Annotated in this window: 18 protein-coding genes and 1 riboswitch; of the genes, 4 read left to right on the top strand and 14 right to left on the bottom strand. The window is 52.1% G+C overall.

Annotated elements, in window-relative coordinates:
- Nucleotides 1-4: 4 nt before the first annotated feature.
- Genes pduP through pduA form a run of 14 tightly spaced genes read right to left on the bottom strand, consistent with a single transcriptional unit; the run spans nt 5 to nt 10,768 of the window.
- Nucleotides 5-1,390, bottom strand: a complete 1,386-nt coding sequence (gene pduP, locus OGX86_RS10240) for a CoA-acylating propionaldehyde dehydrogenase PduP (RefSeq protein ID WP_136392087.1) — start codon at nt 1,388-1,390, stop codon at nt 5-7.
- Nucleotides 1,387-2,394, bottom strand: coding sequence for a two-domain cob(I)yrinic acid a,c-diamide adenosyltransferase PduO (gene pduO, locus OGX86_RS10235; protein ID WP_048215997.1), 1,008 nt, complete (start codon nt 2,392-2,394; stop codon nt 1,387-1,389). Before pduO ends, pduP begins: the two co-directional genes overlap by 4 nt.
- 8 nt (nt 2,395-2,402) lie before the next feature.
- On the bottom strand, nt 2,403-2,678 hold the full coding sequence (locus OGX86_RS10230) for a EutN/CcmL family microcompartment protein (RefSeq protein ID WP_168978169.1): 276 nt from the start codon (nt 2,676-2,678) through the stop codon (nt 2,403-2,405).
- A gap of 3 nt (nt 2,679-2,681) precedes the next feature.
- Nucleotides 2,682-3,173 carry a microcompartment protein PduM gene (gene pduM, locus OGX86_RS10225; RefSeq protein ID WP_008785146.1) on the bottom strand — a complete coding sequence of 164 codons (492 nt, stop codon included), beginning with the start codon at nt 3,171-3,173 and terminating at the stop codon, nt 2,682-2,684.
- Nucleotides 3,170-3,802 carry a phosphate propanoyltransferase gene (locus OGX86_RS10220; RefSeq protein ID WP_128317434.1) on the bottom strand — a complete coding sequence of 211 codons (633 nt, stop codon included), beginning with the start codon at nt 3,800-3,802 and terminating at the stop codon, nt 3,170-3,172. The genes pduM and OGX86_RS10220 overlap by 4 nt, the downstream gene beginning before the upstream one ends.
- Nucleotides 3,802-4,266, bottom strand: coding sequence for a BMC domain-containing protein (locus OGX86_RS10215; protein ID WP_032943897.1), 465 nt, complete (start codon nt 4,264-4,266; stop codon nt 3,802-3,804). The genes OGX86_RS10220 and OGX86_RS10215 overlap by 1 nt, the downstream gene beginning before the upstream one ends.
- Nucleotides 4,267-4,290: 24 nt before the next feature.
- Complete coding sequence (gene pduJ, locus OGX86_RS10210; RefSeq protein ID WP_001057752.1) at nt 4,291-4,566, bottom strand: propanediol utilization microcompartment protein PduJ; 276 nt, start codon at nt 4,564-4,566, stop codon at nt 4,291-4,293.
- A 19-nt stretch (nt 4,567-4,585) separates the two neighbouring features.
- Nucleotides 4,586-4,936 (bottom strand): glycerol dehydratase reactivase beta/small subunit family protein, encoded by a 351-nt coding sequence (locus tag OGX86_RS10205; RefSeq protein WP_003834139.1) that lies wholly within the window; start codon nt 4,934-4,936, stop codon nt 4,586-4,588.
- Nucleotides 4,926-6,758 (bottom strand): diol dehydratase reactivase subunit alpha, encoded by a 1,833-nt coding sequence (locus tag OGX86_RS10200; protein ID WP_048235098.1) that lies wholly within the window; start codon nt 6,756-6,758, stop codon nt 4,926-4,928. Before OGX86_RS10200 ends, OGX86_RS10205 begins: the two co-directional genes overlap by 11 nt.
- A gap of 15 nt (nt 6,759-6,773) precedes the next feature.
- Entirely contained in the window at nt 6,774-7,292 is a 519-nt protein-coding gene (pduE, locus tag OGX86_RS10195; RefSeq protein WP_003030243.1) for a propanediol dehydratase small subunit PduE, read from the bottom strand.
- 14 nt (nt 7,293-7,306) lie between these two features.
- Nucleotides 7,307-7,981, bottom strand: a complete 675-nt coding sequence (gene pduD, locus OGX86_RS10190) for a propanediol dehydratase medium subunit PduD (protein WP_003834131.1) — start codon at nt 7,979-7,981, stop codon at nt 7,307-7,309.
- Between the two features lie 10 nt (nt 7,982-7,991).
- A complete protein-coding gene (gene pduC, locus OGX86_RS10185; RefSeq protein ID WP_003030249.1) occupies nt 7,992-9,656 on the bottom strand; it encodes a propanediol dehydratase large subunit PduC in 1,665 nt (554 codons plus the stop codon).
- Nucleotides 9,657-9,674: 18 nt separating this feature from the next.
- Nucleotides 9,675-10,487 (bottom strand): propanediol utilization microcompartment protein PduB, encoded by an 813-nt coding sequence (gene pduB / locus OGX86_RS10180; protein ID WP_003834129.1) that lies wholly within the window; start codon nt 10,485-10,487, stop codon nt 9,675-9,677.
- Nucleotides 10,487-10,768 carry a propanediol utilization microcompartment protein PduA gene (gene pduA / locus OGX86_RS10175; RefSeq protein ID WP_003030255.1) on the bottom strand — a complete coding sequence of 94 codons (282 nt, stop codon included), beginning with the start codon at nt 10,766-10,768 and terminating at the stop codon, nt 10,487-10,489. The genes pduB and pduA overlap by 1 nt, the downstream gene beginning before the upstream one ends.
- Nucleotides 10,769-11,293: 525 nt before the next feature.
- Here pduA and pduF point away from each other — a divergent pair.
- From pduF to cbiB, 4 genes are all read left to right on the top strand, one after another.
- Nucleotides 11,294-12,103: a propanediol diffusion facilitator PduF gene (pduF, locus tag OGX86_RS10170; RefSeq protein ID WP_003030258.1), complete on the top strand. Its 810-nt coding sequence runs from the start codon at nt 11,294-11,296 to the stop codon at nt 12,101-12,103.
- Between the two features lie 203 nt (nt 12,104-12,306).
- Entirely contained in the window at nt 12,307-13,218 is a 912-nt protein-coding gene (gene pocR / locus OGX86_RS10165) for a transcriptional regulator PocR (RefSeq protein ID WP_286639931.1), read from the top strand.
- Nucleotides 13,219-13,550: 332 nt separating this feature from the next.
- Nucleotides 13,551-13,725: riboswitch (cobalamin riboswitch) on the top strand.
- Between the two features lie 88 nt (nt 13,726-13,813).
- Nucleotides 13,814-15,193 carry a cobyrinic acid a,c-diamide synthase CobB gene (locus OGX86_RS10160; RefSeq protein ID WP_286639930.1) on the top strand — a complete coding sequence of 460 codons (1,380 nt, stop codon included), beginning with the start codon at nt 13,814-13,816 and terminating at the stop codon, nt 15,191-15,193.
- Nucleotides 15,190-16,149, top strand: a complete 960-nt coding sequence (gene cbiB, locus OGX86_RS10155) for an adenosylcobinamide-phosphate synthase CbiB (RefSeq protein ID WP_048216004.1) — start codon at nt 15,190-15,192, stop codon at nt 16,147-16,149. Before OGX86_RS10160 ends, cbiB begins: the two co-directional genes overlap by 4 nt.
- Nucleotides 16,150-16,158: the final 9 nt, after the last annotated feature.

Here is a 16,158-nt window from a genome sequence, read left to right as displayed (position 1 = left end):
CCCATTAGCGAATAGAAAAACCGTTTGTCAGCACGCAACGACGAGAGCGTGCGAAAGTGCGCGCAGATGTTGTTCCTTCACCGGTTGGCGTCGCAATAGTGAAGGTTGTAAAACCTTCGCCACCAACGCCGATCCCGGCGTAAGAGGGGCCATTTTTCACAAAGATGGAGGTCTGAAGCGTGCGCGCGGCAAGGTTCAAACGTGACACATTTTGCGAATGCATAATGGCGGTGTGATGCAATCCCTCTTCAACTTTCAGGGCCAACGTTAATGCACTGTCAAAATCGCTCACCGTTACGACGGGGAGCATTGGCATCAATTGCTCGCTGGTAACCCACGGGTCGTCAGCCTTGACGATGCCTATCAGTAATCGAGGTACTTTTGCCGGAACCGGTATTCCTGCTGCTTCCAGTAAGGTTGCCGGGCTTTTACCCACCAGTTTTTTATTGGCTATGCCTTCTGGTAGACAGACAGCGCGCAGTTTGTCTACCTCTTCGCTATTGAGAAGCATCGCACCAAAAGACTGCATCTGTTGAACCAGTCGTTCGGCAACGGCATCAACAACAATCAGGCTCTTCTCAGCGATGCAGGGGAGGTTGTAATCAAAGGATGCGCCATTGATGATATCCTCTGCCGCCTTAACCAGGTCGGCCGTTTCATCAACAATGCAGGGTGGATTTCCTGCGCCTGCGCCGATGACTTTTTTCCCGCTTTTCATGCCCATAGCAACAATGCCTGGGCCACCGGTAATCGCCAGAACTGCGATTTTAGGGTGCGCCATCATCTGCTGGGTAGCCTCAAAGGTGGGTTCTGTGACCGTAACGACAAGATTACGAATTCCGCAGCAACGGAAAGCAATATCTTCAATCATGGCAATCAGCTTGAGTGAAACCTTTTTAGCACCCGGATGCGGACTGAAGTAAACGCTATTCCCTGCCGCCAGCATGCTGATGCTGTTGTTAATAATGGTCTCTGTCGGGTTAGTACTGGGGGCGACAGAACCAATCACGCCAAATGGGGAATACTCGAATAACACCATGCCGCCGTCACCAGTTAACGCCGTGGTAGTGAGATCTTCGATTCCTGGAGTGTTGTCCAGCGCAGCTTTATTCTTGAGGAATTTATCCTCTTTGTTGCCCATTCCTGTTTCAGCTGCGCTCTCAGCGGCCAGTGAAGCAAGATGAGGCGTCAGTTCTTCGCGTAGGGCGTTTATGATGGCGCTGCGGGTTTTCAATGGACATTGCTGGTAACGCAGAAAAGCCTGATGCGCTGCATCGATAGCTTCGCCAACGGACGGAAAAATACCGTTACCCTGAACTTCTGCTTTTGCCGGGGCGAGTTGCTCACTCAAAATGTTACGAATAAGGGTTTCAAGTTCTGAAGTATTCATTGATGTGTTCTCACGTTAATCGCCGCAATGGCCGTTTCTGCAATGTCCATATCCTGTTCAACGCTTCCTCCGCTGATGCCAAGACCCCCGAGGAGTAAACCCTCACGCCATAATGCGTACCCGCCACCGAAGGTGACGACTTTTCCCTGCATATGGCTTTCCAGACCGTAAAGCGCAGCGCCGGGTTGCACTGCCGATGTCAGCTCATGTGTGGCGGTTTTCATCGCCACGGCAGTCCAGGCTTTTTTGGGTGCCAGTTCGCTACTCACGAGTAAAGCGTCAGGCATGCGCCAGGCCACCATTTGGGTCCCGTTCGCATCAACAATGCTTATGACGACCGGAACCTGAAGTTCTTCTGCTCTCGTCACCGCAGCGCGAGTGAGTTGGTGGAGCTCCTGAAAAGACAGAGACATAGTCGGCTCCTTTATGGCTGGTGCTTGAACGGCAGCGAGATAGCGCTCAGCCACTTTCTGAATGATGTCGTTTTGATGTGCGTCATGATCTTCTGCCCGTGCAATTGCATATAAGCAGTCGGACAGGCGATTGATATAACGCATCAGCACGTGTCTGACGGATATCTCGGTGGAGAGCTCGACCAGTCGTCTCTCTGCGCGGCGTGCCAGCGTACGGGCAAAGTGCAGTCGGCTGGCGGCTTCGCTGCGGCCTGGTAGAATAAAGCTGCGCAGGGGCGGTACTCTTCCCATTGCGGTATCGATGGCCGCTTCCAGTGCCGCAATTTCTTCTGAGCTGATGTAGCGCTGCTCTGGCGTTGGTTCTTCGCTTTCGCTTGCCAGTTCGGCGCTGAACCAAAAAAGCTGCAGCTGGATATTTTCAAGTAACTGCCGGTGCTGCGGGGTTTTCGCTGCACAAATGCACAGACTTAGCGCCGCATTCAGTTCGTCCAGCGTACCGTAGGCTTCCACGCGTGGATGCGTTTTGCTCACGCGCTGTCCGGTAAAGAGGGCTGTTGTTCCGGCATCACCAGTGCGGGTATAAATCGCCATAATTCCTCCTAACGAGAAAGCGTGTCGACAATGCCGACGATAGCCAGATCGATGGCCTCGTTAGGGCCAGAAAAAACGTGTCTGGCGCTGGATCCGCTGCTGAGTAATACCAGTTCACCGGTCCCTGCGCCGACAGAATCAACAGCGACTTCATCTCCACTCACAGGGAAGGCAGGAAGCTCTCCGTCAGCACTAACCCGACGTACCAGCAACAGTTTTTTTCCCACCAGTGATGGGGATTTTTGCGTGGAAACCACAACGCCTGTAACCCGGGCCAGATGCATAGCTCACTCCTGCTTAATTAGTTGGACATTCCGCAGACTGACTGCTTCCTGAGCCAGAGCCGTCACGACACACCGACGGCGCAACACCAGTACGCCATCCCTTAATTGGGCGACGTCGGCATAGCTGAGAAGCTTCTCAGGATGCAAAAAGATGATTCGTCCCCGTTCGTCATTAAACTCCAGCGGCAGACGTGCGAGTTTTTTCACGGGGATTGCGGGTAACAATCGGTGTTGTAGTGAAATTTTCACGCGGACTCCGCATGCCAGTGCGTCGTGAATCTTTCCCACCGACATGTTGGCTGGGCAGCCTTCGGCAATTTGCTCCAGTAATGGCAGGTCCACTTGCTGGAGATGGAGCGACGAGTACTGGCAGCATACTGTCCGTGAATCGATTTCCCGTAACTGCGCGACGCTAAGAGTGAGCGTGCTTTCCGCGCGTTTTTTTAATCGGGAAACAACCTCCTCGATAATGCGTTGCAGCAGTTCGTTGTTCATCGTGAGGTCACCAGTGTGGCGAATGCCTGGGGATTATCAGCGCCTGCAGCATTGGCTTCGTCTGTATCGATATGCATTTCGAGGCGCATATCCGGCGAAACGCGTACGGCGACGTTATCGAAAATCAGTCGACGTTCATCGCCATTAATGGCGACCGAGACTTTATCACCATGGGAAACCCGCAGAATCAGAGCATCGAGCGGAGACATATGGATATGCCGTTGGGCGACGATCACCCCGGATGCTAAGTCCAGTTCAGCAAATGGGCTGACGAGACGAACACCGGGTGTGCCCTGAATATTGCCCGACATCCGCAGCGGAGCAGCAATTCCCAACGTGCGGGCGTCGGTACGAGAAATTTCGACCTGGCTGGTACTGCGCAGCGGGCCGAGTAAACGCACATTTTTTAACTGACCTTTTGGCCCCACCAGCGTGACAGTCTGCTCTGCTGCATATTGTCCTGGCTGCAGCAGCCCTTTTTTCTCACTAATGGGGTTATTGGGAAACAAGCGACCGTAATCTTCAGCGCACAGATGAATATGACGATTAGAGATCCCCAGCGGAATCGGGCGCTCGCGCATTTCATCCAGAACCTTAGCGATAGTGGTCTCCAGTTGCTGTTTATCCATTACGCTTCACCTCGTTTGCCAGAGTGAAGACAAAGCGTGCGCGGCTCGCCTTTTTGGCGAGGGCAGGCAGGATCAAGACACAAATTGCAGCTAATCAACTCTGCATCTTGCGGTGCTTCGGGTACATCATGGTCTACAAATATCTCTTCATGCGGTACGGCTGGTATGGGTTCGGGCGTTGGCTCAGGCTCCAGGACAACGCTATGCGACAGGATCCCGTCCCCGGGTCTGGAAATGACTTTGTGAGCCACCAGTCCATCTCGCTGGTCAGCGAAACTGACACCGGTGGAAATGGCCGCCTGGACGGAGGCCACATCCCCGATTATCTTGATCACCGTCCAGCCTGAGCCGTTGGTTTTTTCGAGGCCCACCAGCGTGATGGAGGCGGCTTTCGCCATGACGTCCGCGCAACTGATGGCTAATGCCAGACCACTAACTTCAAGTAATCCCAGTGATTGCTTCACGCTGTGCTCCTTGGTTGCAACGACTTATGCGGATTTAGGTAAAATGGCTTCAACGTCGCTGTGCGGACGCGGGATAACGTGGCAGGATTTCACCTCACCAACGGCGCTTGCGGCTGCGCTTCCAGCATCTACGGCTGCTTTCACCGCGCCGACATCACCGCGAACCATAACGGTGATAAGGCCAGAGCCGATTTTTTCGTAACCAACCAACTGCACGTTTGCGGATTTCACCATGGCATCAGCGGCTTCAATAGCGCCGACAAGCCCTTTTGTTTCAACCAGTCCCAGTGCGTTATTCATACTGCTTTTCTCCTGTGGGTTATGAGTGGCATTCCCGGAACGGAATGCCTTTAACCAGCCGCGCAGCGTTGTTACCAATGCTGCGGCGATCGTGGCTATTTTGTTGATACGTCAGCGTAAAAAGTGGTGCTGACGTGGGTAAGTTTTTGTAGTGCACGACCAGTTTTTCGCGGCTACAGCCAATACCGACCAGCAATGGAGACTGGCAGGCGGCCAACCATGCGTTGTGGATAACGTCAGTTGAGCTACTCTCCTGAATCACAAAGGGAATCCCTTCTTCTTCAATACCCAGCAGTACGTCATTCCAGACGTCAGCACAGTCAGCACTGGTGAAGATAACGATGGCTGGTGTGGTGAGATTACTTTCCATGAGCGAATGCCTTATGCCAGGAGAGAATCAGTCCTGTCGCAACCGCATTGCGCGGACCTTCGGTACCACGAATGTTGCCGCGCCCGGCAACCAGTCGATAATGCGCCAGAGCATCGGTGACCAGCTGTGGAACTTCAAAATCCAGAGATGAGCCGCCAACCAGTACCACAAAGGGAATATCCCGAATGTTCCCGGTCGGACTGACCTGACGTAGCGCTCTGAGTGCGTTAGTAACGAAAACGCGCTCCTTGGCGCTGCGACGAATGGCCCGTACTTTCTCCAGCGCCAGTTCACCAGGCAGTGGCACCAGTTCATCGGGTTTCACTACGCACACGCGCGCAAAAACCGTTGGTGGGAGAGGCGTAGGGAAGAACTGAACGCTGCCGTCTTCGTGGCGAAGGTGGAACAAGCTCTCAACTTTCGCCAACGGATACTTTTTAATTTCTTCAGCGAGATAACGGTCATCCAGACCCAGTTCACGGGCAATGATCATCGTGACCATATCGCCTGCGCCTGCCAGGTGCGTGGCAATAATTTCGCCCTTAGGATTGATGATAGAAGCGTCGGTTGAACCCGCGCCGAGATCCAGAATAGCCAGTGGTCGTGTTGTGCCCGGAGTTGTTAAGGCTCCCAGAATGGCAGCTTCGGCTTCGGCCCCGCCAACCTGGACGTCAATGTTGAACTTTTGCTTGATCTCCTGGGCAATCATCGCCATTTGCAGGCGGTCTGATTTCACCATGGAGGCTATGCCGACAGCCTGCTCCAGCGAGAACTCACCGGCAAGTCCACCCGTCACACTGACGGGAACCGAGGTATCGACCGCCAGCAGATCCTGAATAAAAATTTCATGACTGGGTTTGTTGGTTAATTCAGCCATCGTCTGGCGCACATGCTCCAGCATGCCGCCAATATTGGTGCCAGCTTCTCCGGTAACGTTATCCAGTTTCGGGCATTCACCAACCGCTTTCATAATCGTTTCGGCGCCCGCGGCAACGTCGACCCGTACGGTACGACCCTGAGACTGTAGCTCCAGATTTCCGGCAGGAATCGCTCGCGCTTTCACATCACCTGACGGCGTTTTCACCACCACGGCTGAACGGTTGCCGATCAGCGCCCGTGCCATCGGAACAATGTTTTTAGTCTCATCGGCATTGAGGCCAAAGACAGTTGCAATGCCGTAGGGGTTAGAAAGGGTTTCAATGACCTTTCCTGGTACAGCGACCTCAATGGCAGCCAGCATCCCCAACGGGATGCGGTCGATATGAAGGACTTCATCGACGATGGGCAGGGGGTGAGTCAGACGATTGCTGACCAACACGCCATCGTCCTGCTGCAAAATAACGCCAGTTAACTGGTATCCAGCTCGGACGGAGGCATTAATCATCGTAGCGACATCGGCGAAATCAAATGCCGATGACACCACCAGAATATAGGGCGTATCCGCCGGGCGACTGAGAAGGTCTTCCGGCGTAATAGTGACGCCCACGCCTAACCCGACGCCGCCCGGTGTTTTAGGGTTATGGCCGATCATGGTGGATTCAGTGATGATGGTTTCGGTTATTGTTTCCATCGCCACATCGCCAATGACCGGGGTGGCTTCGTTAATACGGATGAGCGAAATATCGCTGACATTGATACCGGCGTTTTTTGCCGCCAGCGTAAGGGCCTCCTGAATGCCAAACACATTACGTAATGTGCCCTTAATTCCGGTGGTTTCTGCCAGCGCGCTGCCGGTGATGCTCAGCACGCCAGACTCATCGAGAGTAGCCAGAGCGACTTCCGTTGATGAGTTGCCTATGTCAATGCCAGCTATATATCGCATGATCCTTTCCCTGAGTTAGTCGTCGCCTTTGAGTTTTTTACGCTCAACGTACAGCGCTGCCGCTTCACGAACGAAAGCTGCACAGATTTTTGCCTGATAACGATTTTCGAGATCGTCGGCGATAGCCATCAGCTCATCTTTTGTTGAGCGGTACGGGCGCAGCGCGTTGTAGATCTCAAGAATGCGATCGTCAGGAACAGCGGTTAGCTCGGCTGCGCGCTCGAAGTTCATCGCCAGCCTGTCACGTCCGGCATCTTTGGCGATTTCCGCCTGCAGGCGCAGTGTTTCAGGGGTGATGCGCATGTCCTGCGCGGTCACTTTGTTGCTCAGAACATTTTCAAGCGTGAAGTCGTCCAGCGTTTTGTTGGTCGCAGTTTTTACCCACTCAGGATGTTTATTCGCGAGAGGGTAATCCGTGACTTTCGCGGTATGTGCTGATGAACTCGCCGCGGGCGGAGTCGCGGACTCGCCTTGCAGGCTGTTCATCCGGCTCAACACATCCCGAACCATCGATTCAATTGCGTCGGTATTCATGGAGGTATCCTTTATCAAAGCGCCACGCGCAGTTCCTGCGGGTTTTTGCCTGTCACAACGTATTTGGTCTCTTTAATGTGCAGAATGGCTGATTTGGCCTGATACTTAGGACGGGCCATCTGGTCATTCAAAGTAGGGACCGGTTGCGGAGATTCACGCTTGGCATAACGCGCGGCGTTTTTACCGATCTGACGATAGGTTTCCAGCGTCAGAAGCGGTGCCTGAGGGAACAGCTCCAGGTTTGAAAGCGGCGGTAACCCCTGCTGGTGGATAACCGTGGTACCTTTTGACTGGATGCCGATAGAGATCCCGGAACCGCTCAGACGGTTCCCCTCAACGGCGACAAACGCCACATCGGAGGATTTAAAGCAGCGGATAACGCGCGCTTTAATGCCTTCTTCTTCAATACCGGCAATCACTTCGCGCAAGATATTCTTATGCGGGATACCTACGATATTGACGGTTTGCGAGAGCCCGAACGCCGGCCCTACGGCAATAATCACTTCGTCCTGTTGCTGGCCTTGTTTGGCTTCACCAATCTCGGTCAGAAAGCTGTCTCCTTGTGTCGCCGCAGCCTGAGGTGCGCTTGCCGCTGTAGATGCGCGGAAAGAGACGGGTTTGTCGCTGGTCTGCATTTCAGACAACACATCTTCAATTATCTGGCGCAGCAGTTTTTCATTAATTTCCATTTTTCACCCCTTAGCCAAGCTCGTTGGGATCAAGTGCGCCAGGGATGTTTTTGATTTCTTCCCAGCGTTCGCCCTGCAGGCGATAACCTGTTGCCGGACCGGCATAGTCGTTAACATCATTGACAGCGGATAGCACCTGTCCGTCGCCAACGATAATGGCGGAGGTATGCAGGTAATCCCCGGTTAACTTGGCTTTCTGGATGTTGAGCATGTCCTGAGCGACATCGGTAAATCCGCCCTGAGCTAGGGCTTTCACCACTTCCAGACCGTTACGGTTTTTATTGATGATCTCTTGTGCAAACTTGATGTCTTCAACGATGTTACGTTCCGGCATATCTTTCGAACCGTGGGCGTAAGTTGCAGCTTCCACTTCTTCATCAGTGATTGGTGGTAATCCCATCCCGGCAAAGACGGCCTGCAGCGCACGTGCCGCTTTGTTACGAATGGCGATAACGTCTTCTTCCCGAACCGGGCGCAGACCACCGTCTACTTTCAGGTCACGCTGGAGAACGTTGTAGTCGTCAAAATCTTCAGCATCTTCGTTCGAACCCGCAAACATGTTGTCGTAGTTCGGCACCGCGGAATAACCAGAAGAAATGAAGTCAGTACCCGGCAGGAACTGCATCAGCAGACGCGCAGTACGACGCATATCTGAGTGGGTAAAGGTTTGGTCGTTGCTGGAGGCGCATTCCAGATCCAGAGAGGAACAAATCAGGTTTTCAGCCAACACTGCACGAATGCCTGACGGCACGGCGGAAGGGACACCGATGCAGCTTACTGAACCGTTTTGCAGGCCCTGTACGCCCGCAGCTTTGGTGATGTAAATGCAGCGGGCTTCCAGATAAAGCATCGATTTGCCTTCGGCGTAACCCATCTGAACTTCTGAGCCAGAGCCGGAGGTAAAGCGCATTTTCAGACCACGGGAAGCATAGGACGAGGCGAGGAAGCCTTTCGACCATGGCGTGTCATCGCCGTCGGTAAAGACGGGTTCAGTACCATAGACGGAGATGGTTTCCGCGTAGCAGGTGTGGCCTAGCATGCCGAGTTTAAGTTCGGTAGCTTCTTCCAGCGAGCACTGGGTTAATACGCCCGGGCGTCCAACCTGTGAGCCGACTAACAGCGCAATGGCGTTAAATGGCGCATAACGTGCAACGGCAACGGTTGTTTCCTGTTCGTCAAACCCGCGCCATGCGCCTTCAGCGGCATCAGCGGCAATCTGCACCGGGTTATCTTTGACGTTAGTGACGTGCGCTTGTTGAGAGGGTGTACGACGAGCGCGCATTTTCTGCATCGCCATCATCATCTCAACGACGTTCATATGGGACACCACTTCGACAATTTTTGCCGGCGTCATTGCGGTGGTCAGCGGCACAATGTCTTTGCGCTTCACGTTAGGGTCGCAAAGCATATTGGCCAGTTTGACCGAGTCCATCGCCATGACCTCTTCAGCGCGCGCCAGGTTAATGCCATAGCGGGCAATGAAATGGTCGATTAAGTCAAATTCACTGGCGGATTTACCGTCCAGTTCAGTGACTGTTCCGTTGACGATTTTAATCGACGGTTTGGGGTCGTTCGGGCTTTCCATCGCAATGAAGCCTTCTTCGATCCACTCCTTAACGAAACCATCCTGATTCACAGGGCGCTTCGCCAGTGCTTCAAATCTTTTCGATCTCATGAATCAGCCTCACTGATATCAGATGTAGGACGGACGATCGTTTTTCGGCTCTGAGCCGAGGGTCCCGAGTACGGTTTTACCGATTTCACGGGCGGAGATAACGGCCTGACGAACAGCGCCAGAGTCACCCGAAATAACCAGAATGGCTTCGTTACTGAAGCTGGTGCCATGGGCAGGGGAGCTGTAGGCCACAACTTCCACGTTGGCGGATTTCAGGGCCGTATCGGCCATCAGGACACCAACGGATGCCGGCGCGCCGACGATAACGCCACAGGCACGGCCAATCGGTGCGCCAAAGGCTTTTTCCAGCGCGTAGCTGGCGCGTGCGGTGTACTGCATTTCGATGTGACCGGCTTCGTTGGCATAAACATCGCCAAAGGTGCGATCAAGTTCTTTCAGTGCGACTTCAATGCCACGTTTCACGTCGGAAACATCGTTGCCACCAAGGATAATCAGCGAGCCATGACCTGCGCCGCCTTTGGTATCACGTGGTAACTCAATACTGACGACTTCAGTATTGGTGGCTTTTACCGCTTCATCGGCGGCCATGATGTGCGGGCCTGCGCCAGTACGGGCACCAAGGATGCCAATGGAGCGATACCGTTTTTCAAGTTTCATTGCGTCCAGTAGGGCGCTGTCTACGTTGGCGATTACCAGACCGACGGTGTCGCCAATCGCGGTACCGACAAACTCCGTTAAACTGCAGCTTTTCTCTGCCATAGCCGTTTCTCGTGTTGGAGGATTATTTTCAGGGATAGCCTGCTGTTCCGGCGTTGCCACGCGAGCAATCACCTGCGCCATGATCTGTTCAACCAGCTCATTGCTGCTCATTAGCTAATTCCCTTCGGTAAGATTTTTTCTACATCGGTATGCGGGCGTGGGATGACGTGTACGGCTTTCACTTCTCCCACATTACGGGCTGCGGCGGCACCTGCATCTGTTGCTGCTTTGACTGCGCCGACATCGCCACGGACAATGACTGTTACCAGCCCCGAACCAATTTTTTCGTAGCCGACCAGCATTACATTGGCTGACTTCACCATTGCATCTGCGGCCTCTATGGCTGCAGTTAAGCCTTTGGTTTCTACCATTCCTAACGCTTCTTGTTGCATAAAGACCTCGCCTGGGTTGTCCCGATTTTCATGACTATAAAAAGAAGCGAGGAAAAAGAATGGCTGAGTTGAAAGTAAGAGTGAAAAAATAGTGGGTTTATGGTGAGATAAAATTGTCATATATTATTATAACAACTTGTTTTTGTTGGTTATTTTTAGTTTTGGTGATGTGACTATTTGGTTATGTTAATTCCATATTTACACTTTTCCGAGTGACAGTTTAAATATCATTTGCTATGCGAGAAAAATGAAATTGTGATGATCGTTTGAAAATGGAATTCTGCTGTTCGCAATATTTTATTATTTTGAAAATGTACTGTTAATAGGGTAAATCCTCGTTTTACCGCCTGCTTTAATAAAGGTGATAGCAAGAATTTGCTATCACAACACGATTTTTAAGGGCATGTCGCTTGCAGATTGCCAACAATTTGCCGATACAGATTTTTATAGTAAGCCTTGAAGTAATCTTCCTGCCAGCAAGGAGTCCGCTGGTAAAGACACGAACTCTGCTTAGAAGGTGTCACAATGAACGATTCACTAAGAGCGCAATGTATTGCTGAGTTTTTGGGTACCGGACTATTTTTGTTTTTTGGTATTGGGTGCCTGAGCGCCCTGAAGGTCGCGGGTGCCAGTTTGGGATTGTGGGAGATCTGCATCATATGGGGCTTGGGGATCTCGCTTGCAGTTTACCTGACAGCCGGGATTTCTGGGGCCCATCTCAATCCTGCTATTACCATCGCACTTTGGTTGTTTGCCTGTTTTCCGGGTCGTAAGGTACTACCTTATTCTGTCGCTCAGATAGCGGGGGCCTTTGGTGGCGCTATGCTGGCCTATTTGTTGTACGGCAGCTTATTTATTGAGTATGAATCAGCCCATCAAATGGTACGCGGTAGTCTGGAAAGCCTGCAACTTGCCAGCATTTTTAGTACGTATCCTGCCGCCGCACTGAGTGTCTGGCAGGCCGCACTGGTCGAAGTGGTGATTACCTCCATTCTGATGGGGATGATTATGGCGCTAACGGATGACGGTAACGGTGTTCCCAAAGGCCCGTTAGCACCACTGCTGATTGGTATTCTGGTTGCAGTTATCGGCGCATCAACCGGTCCACTTACCGGTTTTGCGATGAACCCGGCACGTGATTTTGGTCCTAAATTGTTTGCCTGGATGGCCGGGTGGGGTGATGTTGCGATGACCGGGGGGCGTGATATCCCATATTTCATTGTGCCGATTGTGGCTCCCATCATCGGCGCCTGTGCGGGCGCAGCAATTTATCGTTATTTTATTGGCAAAAATTTACCGTGTAATTCGTGTAAGTTGGAGGAAAACGAGAGCTAGCTTCACGAAAGATGTTTATTATTGAAAGGTAAAAACTGTTTTCGTGATCCGGTTTCCTGAACGGCTTAAAAAGTCTCCCAACAATGGGAGACTTTTGTTATGTTCAATGCTGACTTTCATCAGAGCGCTGGATCGCGAGATGAAAATGAATGTGTGAATAATATGTTTTATTTATAACAATAAATTAACTGAGAGGTTTTATCATGATTTCTGCGAGTGCCCTGAACTCAGAACTCATTAATAAAATCGCACAGGATTTTGCACAGGCCACCAGTCTGGCTGTTGTGGTTGTCAATATTCACGGTGATGAAATTTCTGAGCTTTTTAATTTCACTCCTTTTTGCCAGTTGATGCGCCAGCATCCTCAGCATAGTACGCGTTGTCGTATGAGCGACCGCTGTGGAGGGTTGGAAGCCTCTAAATCCGATCAACCCTGCATTTATCGCTGCCATGCCGGACTTACCGATTTCTCAATTCCGCTGGTCATCGCGGGACACCTGGTAGGATTTGTGCTTTGTGGACAAGTACGCTTAAGTAACGATGTTGGCCTCGTTGATATTCTGAACGTCGATGACCGCTGGCAAGCCGATCCCGAACTGGTCAACGAGTTCCGTAATGTACCTGAAATGGACTATTCTCGAGTCATTGCTTCAGCGGATTTACTCAAGCTCATCGTCGAAAATTGCCTTAAGAAACAACTTAATTTTGTTGTTATCAAAGATAACCCGCAGCAGTCAGAGCCGGTACGCGCTAACCGTAGTACCAACCCTCATGACAGTAAAATGAAAAAAGCCCTGCGTTATATTGATGCACATTTATCAGACGATCTGCGTCTGGAAGATGTTGCCTCTCATGTTTTCCTTAGCCCGTACTATTTCAGCAAATTGTTCAAAAAATATCAGGGTATTGGTTTTAACGCATGGGTAAACCAGCAAAGAATGGCCAGTGCCAAAGAGCTGCTTTGTCACAGTGACTGGAGTATAGCCAGCATTGCGCGTAATTTAGGCTTTTCGCAAACAAGTTATTTTTGCAAAGTTTTCCGCCAGACCTATCAGGTTACGCCGCAGGCATTTCGCCAGCAAATAAATATCATTTCACGCGGTGAATCCGCTTAAATAGCAATATTTTGCTATTGCCGATTTTTGATATCGGGCGCTATGTTAGTCATTATAAAATGAAATGTGACAACAGCAGTCAATAAATTGTCATAGCGCAACAAAATAATAGTATTAGAGGGATAAACTGCACCAGTTTTTATTTTTGTGATGAGATACAGTGTCTGTGTGAATGATTTTCTTTATTCTTAGCTGATACTTTCATTCAAAAAGTGAACGTGTGAATAAGTGGGTTAAGGCCAGAAAATTGGCTGAATGAACTCGGAAAGATATTAAATTGAATTATTGTCATGAGGTCGTGAATTTACCTCATAACAGAGAGCTTAATTAACCAGGCTCTTGAACTGACAGGTTTGCCACATTTGTGGTAGGGAAGGGGGTGAGAATCCCCCGCAGCCCCCGCTGCTGTGATGCTGACGACCCCGTATGGACCACTGATCGCAAGATTGGGAAGGACGGGTGAGGATGACGCTAAGCCAGAAGACCTGCCTGTCAGTGACTACCAACAACTTCGGTGGGAAGTGGGTGGTTCAGATGCATACAGTCGAGAGACTGGGTATCTCTACACCCCTACCACCCTGAACAGGATCAGGGTATGGCGGCCAATTTTCACGCATTTGTTCTTGCAGGTACCGGAAGCGGCTGTGGTAAAACCACGGTGACGCTGGGCTTGTTGAGCTTGTTGAAAAAACGCGGTTTGCGCGTCCAACCTTGCAAAGTGGGTCCTGATTACCTTGATACCGGCTGGCATACAGCGGTATGCGGTACCGCTTCCCGCAATCTTGATAGCTTCATGCTTCCCGTCCCCACGCTGAACGCTCTATTCAACGAGCAGATGCAACATGCGGATATCGCCGTTATTGAAGGTGTGATGGGGCTGTATGACGGCTATGGTACCGACCCAAACTACTGCAGCACCGCCGCGATGGCTAAACAGTTAGGCTGTCCGGTCATCTTACTGGTTGATGGCAAAGCCGTTTCCACTTCAATCGCCGCAACGGTAATGGGTTTTCAGCATTTTGATCCCACCCTGAACATCGCCGGGGTTATTGTTAATCGGGTTAACAGCGAAACGCATTACCAGTTACTGAAAGTCGCAATCGAACGTTACTGCGATGTACCCGTCTTGGGCTACGTACCCCGTATGGAGGGCGTTGCCCTTCCCGAACGTCATCTGGGTTTAGTAACCGCACGTGAGTCGGTTATCAATCAGCAACCGTGGCAGGCTTTTGCCGCGACGCTGGAGCAAACCCTTGATATCGACGCGCTACTGACACTAAGCCAGTCAACCAATCCTCCTGCTGGCGAATGGCCCGCGCTGCCTGCCGCAGACGCCGGAGCAGGGCTAACGGTTGCCATTGCCGATGACGAAGCCTTCAACTTCTACTACCCGGATAACATTACGCTGCTGGAACGTACGGGGCTAAATATTGTTCGTTTTAGCCCGTTGCACGACACCTGTTTGCCGGACTGTCAGATGATCTGGTTAGGTGGCGGATATCCTGAGCTACACGCTGCGGCGCTGGCTCGCAATGTCTCGATGCTGAATCAACTGCGAGAGGCACATCAACGTGGCGTCGCGATTTATGCAGAGTGCGGCGGGCTGATGTATCTCGGCAGTTCGCTTGAGGACAGCAACGGCGATACCTGGCTGATGGCGGATATCATTCCCGGCCACAGCAAAATGGGGAAACGTCTGACCCGATTTGGCTATTGCGAAGCGCAGGCCGCGCAGCAAACATTGTTAGCTGCAGAAGGCGAAGTGCTGCGCGGGCATGAATTCCACTATTCCGATTTTACCCCTGAAACGCCAGCGGTGATGAACTGTCGCAAAGTGCGCGATGGTAAAACGCTGCAAGCCTGGTCCGGCGGCTGGCAGGTCGGAAACACCTTCGCCAGCTATCTACACGTTCATTTTGCTCAACGTCCGCAGATGCTTAACCATTGGCTGGCAGCCGCGAGGTGTGCGCTATGACGATCCTTGCATGGTGTGTTGCCTGGCTGCTTGATTTTATCATCGGCGATCCGCAGAACTGGCCGCATCCGGTGCGCTGGATTGGTAATCTGATTTCTGCCGTGCAGCGAGTTATTCGGCGTTATTGCCATAGCGACCGTGCGCTGCGCATCGGCGGCGCGGTGATGTGGATTGTGGTGGTTGGTCTGACCTGGGCTGTGTCCTGGGGCGTGCTGGCACTGGCAGAATCTATTCATCCCTGGTTGGGTTGGGTGGTAGAGGTATGGATGATCTTTACCGTGCTGGCCGGGCGCTGCCTGGCAAAAGCCGCGCAGGATGTCGAACGTCCTCTACGTGCCGGTGACCTTGCTCAGAGTCGGGAGAAATTGTCATGGATTGTGGGGCGTGATACCTCACAGCTGCAACCGCAGCAGATCAATCGCGCGGTGGTGGAAACCGTGGCTGAAAACACCGTAGACGGCATTATCGCGCCGTTGTTCTTTCTCCTCCTCGGCGGTGCGCCCCTGGCGATGGCCTACAAAGCGGTAAACACCCTTGACTCCATGGTGGGCTACAAACATGAAAAATACCGCGCTATTGGTATGGTCAGCGCGCGTCTGGACGATGTCGCGAACTTTATTCCTGCAAGACTGAGCTGGCTGTTGCTGGGCGTGGCGGCATTTTTATGTCGTAAAGACGGCTCGCGAGCTTTACAGATTGGCTGGCGCGATCGCTACAACCACAGCAGCCCAAACTGTGCGTGGTCAGAGGCATCCGTAGCCGGGGCATTAGGCATTCGGCTGGGTGGTCCTAATGACTACTTTGGCGAGCGCGTTGAGAAACCGTGGATCGGTGATGCTCAACGTGACATTTCGGTAGACGACATTTCCCATACGATTCGACTGATGTGGGTGGCATCGACGCTGGCACTGGCGCTGTTTATTGCGCTGCGGTGGCTGTGGGTCGGTGTAGCCTGAGGACAACAT

It is taken from the genome of Citrobacter sp. Cpo040, from assembly GCF_030332915.1.
In the GTDB taxonomy this organism is placed as follows: domain Bacteria; phylum Pseudomonadota; class Gammaproteobacteria; order Enterobacterales; family Enterobacteriaceae; genus Citrobacter; species Citrobacter portucalensis.
Note: the sequence above shows the minus strand (reverse complement) of the source record. Positions and strands in the feature narration are given on the sequence as shown.